9 protein-coding genes and 2 pseudogenes are annotated in these 8,871 nt (G+C 65.0%); 4 read left to right on the top strand and 7 right to left on the bottom strand.

Going from position 1 to position 8,871, the window contains the following annotated elements; all coding sequences use genetic code 11:
- Positions 1-190: 190 nt before the first annotated feature.
- Positions 191-616, bottom strand: coding sequence for a MerR family transcriptional regulator (locus ACFO3Q_RS04075; RefSeq protein WP_066922032.1), 426 nt, complete (start codon positions 614-616; stop codon positions 191-193).
- A gap of 41 nt (positions 617-657) precedes the next feature.
- On the opposite strand from ACFO3Q_RS04075, the gene ACFO3Q_RS04070 reads away from it, so the two are divergent.
- The 3 genes from ACFO3Q_RS04070 to ACFO3Q_RS04060 are packed head-to-tail and all read left to right on the top strand — an operon-like array spanning position 658 to position 1,517.
- Entirely contained in the window at positions 658-1,014 is a 357-nt protein-coding gene (locus ACFO3Q_RS04070; RefSeq protein WP_066922031.1) for a mercuric transporter MerT family protein, read from the top strand.
- A 10-nt stretch (positions 1,015-1,024) separates the two neighbouring features.
- Positions 1,025-1,312: a heavy-metal-associated domain-containing protein gene (locus tag ACFO3Q_RS04065; RefSeq protein WP_036196115.1), complete on the top strand. Its 288-nt coding sequence runs from the start codon at positions 1,025-1,027 to the stop codon at positions 1,310-1,312.
- Positions 1,302-1,517 carry a GDCCVxC domain-containing (seleno)protein gene (locus tag ACFO3Q_RS04060; RefSeq protein WP_322109198.1) on the top strand — a complete coding sequence of 72 codons (216 nt, stop codon included), beginning with the start codon at positions 1,302-1,304 and terminating at the stop codon, positions 1,515-1,517. Before ACFO3Q_RS04065 ends, ACFO3Q_RS04060 begins: the two co-directional genes overlap by 11 nt.
- A 102-nt stretch (positions 1,518-1,619) precedes the next feature.
- Here ACFO3Q_RS04060 and ACFO3Q_RS04055 read toward each other — a convergent pair whose 3' ends face one another.
- A complete protein-coding gene (locus tag ACFO3Q_RS04055; RefSeq protein WP_066922029.1) occupies positions 1,620-2,243 on the bottom strand; it encodes a cation efflux transmembrane domain-containing protein in 624 nt (207 codons plus the stop codon).
- A gap of 14 nt (positions 2,244-2,257) precedes the next feature.
- Here ACFO3Q_RS04055 and ACFO3Q_RS17375 point away from each other — a divergent pair.
- Positions 2,258-2,596, top strand: a pseudogene (locus ACFO3Q_RS17375) (MerR family transcriptional regulator); the annotation flags it as partial.
- Positions 2,597-2,607: 11 nt separating this feature from the next.
- Here ACFO3Q_RS17375 and ACFO3Q_RS17370 read toward each other — a convergent pair.
- The 5 genes and pseudogenes from ACFO3Q_RS17370 to ACFO3Q_RS04025 form a co-directional block, all read right to left on the bottom strand.
- Positions 2,608-3,714, bottom strand: a complete 1,107-nt coding sequence (locus ACFO3Q_RS17370) for an arsenic resistance protein (RefSeq protein WP_465251325.1) — start codon at positions 3,712-3,714, stop codon at positions 2,608-2,610.
- A 96-nt stretch (positions 3,715-3,810) separates the two neighbouring features.
- A complete protein-coding gene (locus ACFO3Q_RS04040) occupies positions 3,811-4,404 on the bottom strand; it encodes a cation efflux transmembrane domain-containing protein (RefSeq protein ID WP_377003358.1) in 594 nt (197 codons plus the stop codon).
- A gap of 1 nt (position 4,405) precedes the next feature.
- Entirely contained in the window at positions 4,406-7,582 is a 3,177-nt protein-coding gene (locus ACFO3Q_RS04035; protein ID WP_377003359.1) for an efflux RND transporter permease subunit, read from the bottom strand.
- A 22-nt stretch (positions 7,583-7,604) separates the two neighbouring features.
- Positions 7,605-8,576 (bottom strand): efflux RND transporter periplasmic adaptor subunit, encoded by a 972-nt coding sequence (locus tag ACFO3Q_RS04030; RefSeq protein WP_377003357.1) that lies wholly within the window; start codon positions 8,574-8,576, stop codon positions 7,605-7,607.
- A pseudogene (locus tag ACFO3Q_RS04025) lies at positions 8,573-8,871 on the bottom strand (hypothetical protein); the annotation flags it as partial. The gene ACFO3Q_RS04030 and the pseudogene ACFO3Q_RS04025, both read right to left, overlap by 4 nt.

Raw genomic sequence — 8,871 nt, 5'->3', positions numbered from 1 at the left:
GGTCTTGGACATGGCAACACCCGTACATGGGGGCGTTGCACTTGGAGCTTGAGCCTAAGCTTCCAGGTCGTTTCCGAGTTTGCGGGTTTTCATGCTGTGTGCTCCATTCGTTGTCGATAGTGCCGGCCTGCGTCGAGCGGCCGAATCAGAGGGTCGGCAGGGATTCGTGTAAAAAACGGCCGAAAGTGACCTAACTGCCTGTCGCAGCTGGCTTTCTTGGCCGCTCCAGAAAATCGAGGGTTGGGCAGTACTCTCCCGCCGGCACTTGGGCGCACCGCGCTACTTTCTGTTCGAGATCCCTCTCCAGCTGTCGCAGCTCGCGGATTCGTAGACGGACATCGGCGAGCTTTCGCTCGGTCAATTGACGGGTCTGCTCGCAAGAACGCTCGCCTGTGATCTGTAGCAGGCCAGCGATCTCGTCGAGGCTGAATCCCATCATCTGAGCGCGACGGATGAACTGAAGCCGATTGACATCGTTTTCGTCGTAACGACGCACGCCTCCTATCGGTCGCTCGGGTTGACGCAGCAGCCTACGGCGCTGGTAGTAGCGCACGGTTTCGACATGCACGTCGGCCGCCGCCGCCAGCTGGCTGATCGTAAACGTGTTCGGACGCACGGCTTGACTCCGTACCTAGGTACAGAGGCTAGTATGCTCCGATGCAAACAACCCCGGCCAAATCGTCTGTTCCAGCCATCGTTGGCGCGAGCATCGCCGCCATTGGCGCATCGGTCTGCTGCGTCGTGCCGCTGGCGTTGGTCCTGCTGGGCATCAGTGGCGCCTGGATCGGCAACCTGACCGCGCTGGATCCATGGCGCCCTTGGTTCAGTGCTGCCGCCCTGCTGTCGCTGGGGTTAGCCTTCTGGGGCCTGTACGGACCAGCCTCTCGATGCCGCGCCGAAGGCCAATGCGTGGATCCGGGCATCTTGAGCCGGCGGCGGCGCTGGCTTTGGTTAGCCACTGTCGTGATCGCCTTGTTGTTGTTGTTTCCGTATTACGTGATTTGGCTTCTGTAGGAGACGATCGATGCGCAAGTGGACATTGGCCTTGATGGCCGTCATATGGGCCGGAACGGCGGGGGCCGCCCCCACTGAGACGGTGGTGTTGCAGGCCGCGAACATGACCTGCCCTACGTGCAGCATCACCATTGAGAAAGCGCTCGAGAAGGTGCCCGGCGTAGCTGACACTGCGGTCGATACCAAGGCAGCCACGGTAACGGTGACCTTCGATTCCGAGCGTACAAGTGCTTCGGACATCGCACGGGCCATCACCGAAGCAGGCTTCCCGGCCAAGGCACGGACAAATGGTGGCTGATCTGCAACTGCAAAGCATGCTGACCTGCCCAGAATGCAGGCACCAGGCCAGCGAGATGATGCCTACCACGGCCTGTCAGTTTTTCTACGAGTGTCCAGGCTGCAGCACGGTACTGCGGCCCAAGCCGGGCGACTGTTGTGTGTTCTGTTCGTACGGCACCGTGCCGTGTCCACCGATCCAGCAACAGAATCCCTGCTGCGGATAGCGGTCGCGGCCACTGGATGCCGATCATCAGCCAACTCGGCGAACAAACGCCCCGGCATACGGGGCATTTCTTCTCTTGGGCCGGGCAACGGGCCGCAACTTGCTATTTCGCCTCGTCCCGGTAGCTCCGCCAAGCCATACGGAGTACCCGCCAGGCGGACCGCAGAAACATCAGCAACAGTCCACCGGCGATGACCAGATCGGGCCAGCCCGCATCGAACAGCCACACGCCGGCGGCCGCCAGCAGTACCGCAACACCCTCGTACAGATCATTGCGCGAACACTCCCACGCCGATGACATGTTCACATCGCCGAAGCGGTACGGCGTCAGCAACCACAGGCACAGTGCGTTGAACGCAAGGTTGATCACCGCAGCAATGCCGATGGCCTCGAAGATCGGTACCTCCGGATGGGCCAGGCGCCAGCCGATCTGGATGGCGACCGCCACCGCGGCGCCGAAAATCAGCAGTCCCTTGATCAGCGCCACTTTGGCCTTGGCGCGCAAGCTGGCGCCGATCACCGCCAGGCTCAGCAAGTAGGTCAGCGCATCGCCAAGATTGTCGAGGCTGCCTGACAGCAACGAGGACGATCCGCTGTAAATCGCCGCCGTGATCATCATCACGAAGGTGGCGATGTTGATCGCCAGCACGATCATCAGCACGCGCCGCTGCCCGGCCTCCAAGGCCCGGATATCCACTGTGCTTCCGCAGCCGCACGAGTCACCCATGGTCAAGTCTCCAGATGGGAGCGGACGCAGGAATTGCGGACCGCTGTCAGGTCGGCGATCCTAAAGTCTGTAGCCGCTACAGGGTCAAGCCCATGAAGATTGGAGAGGTCGCGACACGCAGCGGGTGCCATCCGGAAACCGTGCGCTACTACGAGCGCATCGGGTTGTTGCCTGCGCCGCCGCGCACAGCGAGCGGGTACCGCGATTATCGGTCAACGGACGTGGATCGATTGCGCTTCATCAGTCGTGGCCGCGACCTTGGCTTCTCCCTGGAGGAGATCCGCAGCCTGCTGGGCCTGGCCGAGGACGACGGATTGTCATGCCAAGATGTCGACCGGCTCGCCCGCGTGCACCTGGTGGACATTCAGGCCCGGCTCGGGGACCTGCAGCGGATGGCCGCTGAGCTCGAACGGGTGATCGGCAGCTGCAGTGGGGGCGAGCGCGGCCAATGTGTCATCCTGGACACGCTGCGGCGCCCACTGACAAGCACCGAGAAGTGACCTGGGCGGGCGGCAGCATGGCAGTCACGCGTTGCCACCCGTCGTATCAGCGGTATGTAGGCCAGCATTGCGATCAACTCGACCAGCGTCTGGGTCACGATCACCGCCGGTACGATGGGAAGCGCGCCGGGGATCGACAGGGCCAACGGCAATATCACCAGTGAGTTGCGCGTGCCCGACGCGAACGCCACGGCCCGTTTCGCCGGAACAGCCAGCTTGAAAATCCGTGCCACCGCAAGGCCGAGCTGTGGCGCGATGATCGCGAAGGCAATGTAGAACGGCACTACCGAGACCGCAGCATTGCTTGCTGGTCCCAGCTGCGGTGTCACCGCTGCGATCACCACGAAGAGCACCCCCGCGGTGGCGGGTACCGGCATCACCCCACCCAGGCCGGCCAAACGGGCCACTCTCGGCGAGCGCGAGGCGGCTGCCTGCAGGCCCGCCGCGAGCAGTAGCGGGACCGCGATCAGCCAGACGAATGCGTGCAGGAACGGACCTGCCTGGACCAGTGAGGCCGATGTTTCGCCCATCAGCACGCCGAAGTACAGCGGCAACAGCAACATCTGCACGAGCAATAGAACCGGCGTCGCAGCCAGCAGCAGCGCGGAGTCCGCCTTGCCCAGATGGGAAAAGGTGACCACGTAGTCGATGCATGGGCACAGCAGTACGAAGAGCACGGCGATACGGACCAGCGGGTCTGCTGGCAAAAGCGGCAACATGGCCGCGACCAGCAGCGGCACGACCAGGAAGTTTGCAACGAGCAATGCGCCCAGGAAGCGCCGGTTCGCCAGCGCGGCTCGCAGCTTGACCAACGGCACCTGCAGGAAGGTGACGAACAGCATCAATGCCAGCGCGGGATTGATCAGGACTTCCAGCCTGCCGGTGCCGGGTACGGTCAACGCGACGGCGAAGCCGAGCGCAATCGCCAGAAAATAGATCGGGATCTGGTGCCGTTCCAGTCTGTCACGCACATCGTTCAACCGACTCATGGGGTGACCGCTGTGCCCTGCCGAATGCCCCGACACAAAGCGCGGCTCCGATGGAGAAAGTACTGCAAGCCGGCTCTGCTAGCCATGCTCTTGACCTCGCGCATCCCGCAGGATCTCGATGCCCCCCTTCAGGGCGATCGCCGCCACCGCAAGACCGACGACTAGATCGGGCCAGGCCCGCCCGGTCCAGAGCACCAATCCGCCACCCACAAGCACGCCCGCGTTGGCGACAAAGTCGTTGGTGCTGAAGGTGGTCGCGGCGCGCACGTTCACGTTGGTCTGCCGGATCTTCTTGAGTAGCCACACACAGGTCGCGTTCACTATGGCGGCTCCCAGGGCCATCACCATCATCGTTGTGCCAATGGGCTCGACGTCGCCGAAAAATCGACGGCCCACGTCGACCAGGATCCCAGCGGCGAACAGGATCAGCAGCCAGCCGGACACTTTGGCCGCCGACCGTTTCCAGGCTTGTGAGCGACTGAGTGCGAGCAGGGTGATGATGTAGACGGCGCTGTCGGACGCATTGTCCAGTCCATTTGCGATCAGAGCGCTTGAGCCGGCGGCGACGCCCGTGACCCCGAACCCCGCGGCAAGCGCGAGGTTCAGGGCGAGGACGATCAACAGGATCCGGCGCTGGTGCGCGTCGTGTATCTCGATCTTCTCTTCACTCAACTCAGTGGGCCTCCAGTTGCGGCTTCGCTGCGTCGCCGCGATGCAGAAGACGGTAAAGGGTGGGCAGGACAAGCAGGGTGAGCAGCGTTGAAGACACGATCCCGCCGATCACGACGGTGGCGAGCGGACGCTGCACCTCCGCGCCCGCGCCGACATTGAGCGCCATGGGGACGAAGCCGAGCGACGCGACCAGGGCGGTCATCAGCACGGGCCGCAGCCGCCCGAGGGCGCCGTTGAAGACCGCGTCGTCCAGCGACTGGCCTTGTTCGCGCAGGTTGCGAATGAAGGCGATCATGACCAGGCCGTTGAGCACGGCCACGCCGGACAGCGCGATGAAGCCGACGCCTGCGGTGATCGACAACGGGATGCCGCGCAGTGCCAGTGCGGCCACACCGCCCGTCAGGGCCAGCGGCACCCCGCTGAACACGATCACCGCATCCCTGGCCGAGCCAAAGGCCATGAACAACAGGCCGAAGATGAGGACCAGGGTCACCGGTACCACGACGGCGAGCCGTTGGCTGGCCGAGATCAACTGCTCGAACGTGCCGCCGTAGTCGATCCAGTAGCCCTCCGGCACGTTCACCTGCTGCCCGACGCGCTGCTGCAGCTCTTCGACGAAGCTGCCCAGGTCGCGATCACGCACGTTGGCGGTCACCACCACCCGGCGCTTTCCGTTCTCGCGGTTGATCTGGTTGGGCCCCAGCAGGCTCTCGATCTTCGCGACCTCCCGCAGCGGTACGGTCCGCGCGGTCGCCCAGCGTGGCTCCAGACTCGACCGGTCCGCGTTCCCACCGTCGGACAAGGGGATCGGCAGATCCTGGAGGGCGGTCGGATCGACACGCATCTGTTCCGGCAGTCGGACCACGATATCGAAGCGGCGATCGCCCTCGAACAGCTGGCTGGCGACCTGGCCACCGACCGCAGTGGCAACGGTCTGCTGCACGAGCCCAGGATTCAAGCCGAAGCGCGCAAGCGCCGCACGATCCGGCACGATCGTCAGCAGTGGCAAGCCGGTCGCCTGTTCGGTCTTGACGTCGGCTGCGCCCTCGACCTGCCTGGCAACGGCCTCGACCTGTTCGGCCACCTCGACCAGCGTGTCCAGGTCATCGCCGAACACCTTGACCGCCACGTCCGCACGCACGCCGGAGATCAGCTCGTTGGTCCGCATCTCGATCGGCTGCGTGAACTCGTAGTTGTTGCCTGGGAGCGTCGCCACCGCCGCCTCGATCTCGTCGAGCAGTACGTCCTTGGGCTTGCGTGGGTCGGGCCACTGCCCGCGTGGCTTCATCATCAGGAAGGTGTCGGCGACGTTTGGTGGCATCGGGTCGGTAGCCACCTCGGCCGTGCCGATCTTGCTGAACACCCGCTCCACTTCGGGAAGCTGCATCAGCCGCTCCTCCACGGCGAGCTGCATCTTCACCGACTGCTCCAGGCCAGTGCCCGGGATGCGGATCGCATGCATGGCGACGTCACCCTCGTCCAGGCTGGGAATGAACTCGCTGCCCAGGCGCGTGGCGACAAGCAGGGACACGGCAACCAAGACAAACGCCCCGGCAAACACCCAGTTCTGCCGACGGAGCGACCACGAGAGCAACGGCTTATAGCCGCGTCGCACCCACTGGACCAGCCGGTTCTCCTTCTCCTGGACCCGGTTGCCCATGAAGATCGCGATGGATGCGGGAACGAAGGTGAGTGACAAGACCATTGCACCGGTGAGGGCCAGCACCACCGTGATCGCCATGGGATGGAACATCTTTCCCTCGATCCCGGTCAGGGCGAAGATCGGCAGGTACACCGCGGCGATGATGAACATGCCGAACAGGCTGGGCCGGATGACCTCGACCGTGGCGGTAGCCGTCAGGTCGTTGCGTTCTTCACGTGTCAGCGTCCGGCCAAGCCGATGCTGCATCTCGCCAAACCGGCGCAGGACGTTCTCGATGATGATGACCGCGCCATCGACGATCAGCCCGAAGTCGAGTGCACCCAGGCTCATCAGGTTGCCCGAGACGCCTCCGCGCACCATTCCGGTGATCGTGAACAGCATGGCCAGGGGGATGACGGCTGCGGTGATCAGCGCGGCGCGGAAGTTCCCCAGTAGCAGGAACAGGACCACGATCACCAGCAGGGCGCCCTCGACCAGGTTCTTCGAGATGGTCTGCATGGTGCGTTCGACCAGTTCGGTGCGGTCGTAGACCGCCGTTGCGGTGACGCCTTCTGGCAGGCTCGCGTTCGCGTCCTGCAGCTTCGCCGCCGCGGCCTGCGCGACGCTGCGGCTGTTGGAGCCGACCAGCATCGACACGGTGCCCAGCACGACCTCTTCCCCGTTCTGGGTGGCCGCGCCGGTACGAAGCTCCGGGCCTTCACCCACCTGCGCCACGTCGGCCACCCGGATCGGCAGGCCTTCGCGCCGGTCCAGCACGATGTTGCGGATCTCGTCGATCCCGCCGACCTGGCCGGGCACGCGCACCAGGTACTGCTGGCCGTTGCGCTCAATGTAACCGGCGCCCATGTTCTGGTTGTTGGCCGCCACCGCGTCGACGATGTCCTGCAGCGTGAAGCCGAGTGCAACCAGCTTGGACGGGTCCGGCGTGATGTGGATCTGCCGCTCGAAGCCGCCGATCGTGTTGACCTCGGTCACCCCCGGTGTGTTGCGCATCTGCGGCCGGATGACCCAGTCCTGCAGGGTGCGCAGGTCGGTGGGGCTCCACTGGCTGCCATCCGGCTTGGTCGCGTCGGGCGCCGCATCCACGGTGTACATGAAGATCTCGCCCAACCCGGTCGAAATCGGGCCCATTTCGGGCTCCAGGCCCTCCGGAATCTGCGAGCGGATCTGCTGCAGGCGCTCGGCCACCTGCTGCCTGGCGAAGTACAGGTCGGTGCCGTCCTCGAACACCACGGTGACCTGCGACAAGCCGTAGCGCGACAGCGAGCGCGTGTAGTCGAGCCGGGGCAAGCCGGCGAGTGCCGTCTCGATCGGATAGGTGACCCGCTGCTCGGACTCCAGCGGAGAGTAGCCGGGCGCCTCGGTGTTGATCTGCACCTGGACGTTCGTGATGTCCGGCGTTGCATCGATCGGGAGCCGGGTGAAGCTCCAGATGCCTACTCCGATCAGCCCGAGGGTCAGCACCAGCATCATCCAGCGATGCCGGATCGAGAACCGGACGATCCGCTCCAGCAGGCCCGGCTGGCGGCCTATGGCGTCAGTGGTCATGCGCCGCGCCCTCCTTGCCGATGTCCGCCTTGATCAAGTAGCTCTCCGCGACGACCACCTCCTCGCCTTCGCTCAGACCCGAGAGGATCTGCACCTGCGTGGCATCGCGGGCGCCGGTTTCGACGTGTCGGGTCAGGTAGGTCTCGCCCTCACGTACGAATACGGCTTCCCGGCCGTCCATCGACTGCAGCGCGGTCAACGGCACCATCAGGTCCACCGGTTCCTGTGCGACCGTGATCCGCGCCTTGACTGCTGTGCCCGGCCGCCATTGGTTGTCGGCGTTGTCGATCGTCGCGCGTGCCACCGTGCTCTGGCTGGCGGTGGCCATGCCCGGCAGCACGCGTTCGAGCGTGGTTCGGACGGTCTCGCCATCGCTCATGCGGGTGACCGTCACCGGCACGCCGGGCTGGATGTGCTGGGCGTCGGCGCCAAAGATGTGGAGGTCGACCCAGAGCTGCGAGAGATCGGCGATCTCGAACAGCGGCGCGCCCTCGCCGGCCAAGCCGCCGACCGAGGCACTGCGCTCGACGACCACGCCAGAGATCGGCGCGGCGACGCTGTAGGTGCTCAGGCTCAGGTTGCTCTCGATCGTCGCCAGCATCTGGCCGGCGCGAACCTGGTCTCCGACATTGGCGCGCAGTGAGCGGATCGGGCCCGGGAAACGGGCGGTGACCTGCGCAACACGCCCCTCGACCGGGGTCAACAGGCCTTGCACCTCATGCTCGTCGGCGATCACGCCGGGGCCGGCCGGCTGGGTCTTGATACCGGACTTTTCAGCGATTTCCGCAGGGATGACCGTGCTGGCGACTTCATCCGCCTCATGGCCGTGTTCGTCGGCCTCCGTTCCGTGGTCGGCGGCGTCGTTCGCATGTGCGTCCTTGGCCGGCTGGTCCGGCTCGCCACCGCAGGCTGCGAGGACCAAGGCCAGCGCCAGTGCCGGAATCAGGTGGACAGGCTTCATGGGGTTGCTCCTTGGTTGTGTTGCAGGCCCGGGCCGGCGACGAATGCCTGGCCGGTCAGCCGCTGGATCTCGATCAGGGCGCGCTGGGCTTCCAGCGCCGCCGCCAGCTGTTGCTGCCGTGCGGCGGCGTGCTCCGCCTGCAGGCTCGACCACTCCAGATAACTGGCGGCGCCTGCGCGGTACGCGGTGGCGGCCGCGGCTTCGGCCTTGGCCAGACGTGGAAGCACGTCCTCACCTAGCTGTGAGGTTTCAAGAGGTTGTTCCCCTCTGACTGGGGGAGGAAGCTGATGTCGCC

It is taken from the genome of Coralloluteibacterium thermophilum (genome assembly GCF_042654365.1).
Classification (GTDB): domain Bacteria; phylum Pseudomonadota; class Gammaproteobacteria; order Xanthomonadales; family Xanthomonadaceae; genus Coralloluteibacterium; species Coralloluteibacterium thermophilum.
Note: the sequence above shows the minus strand (reverse complement) of the source record. Positions and strands in the feature narration are given on the sequence as shown.

What these genes read in the sequence shown, in the direction of transcription:
- ACFO3Q_RS04070 (WP_066922031.1), top strand. Translation starts at nt 658, where the DNA reads ATGCAAACAACCCCGGCCAAATCGTCTGTTCCAGCCATCGTTGGCGCG.
- ACFO3Q_RS04065 (WP_036196115.1), top strand. Translation starts at nt 1,025, where the DNA reads ATGCGCAAGTGGACATTGGCCTTGATGGCCGTCATATGGGCCGGAACG.
- ACFO3Q_RS04060 (WP_322109198.1), top strand. Translation starts at nt 1,302, where the DNA reads ATGGTGGCTGATCTGCAACTGCAAAGCATGCTGACCTGCCCAGAATGC.
- ACFO3Q_RS04055 (WP_066922029.1), bottom strand. Translation starts at nt 2,243, where the DNA reads ATGGGTGACTCGTGCGGCTGCGGAAGCACAGTGGATATCCGGGCCTTG.
- ACFO3Q_RS04030 (WP_377003357.1), bottom strand. Translation starts at nt 8,576, where the DNA reads ATGAAGCCTGTCCACCTGATTCCGGCACTGGCGCTGGCCTTGGTCCTC.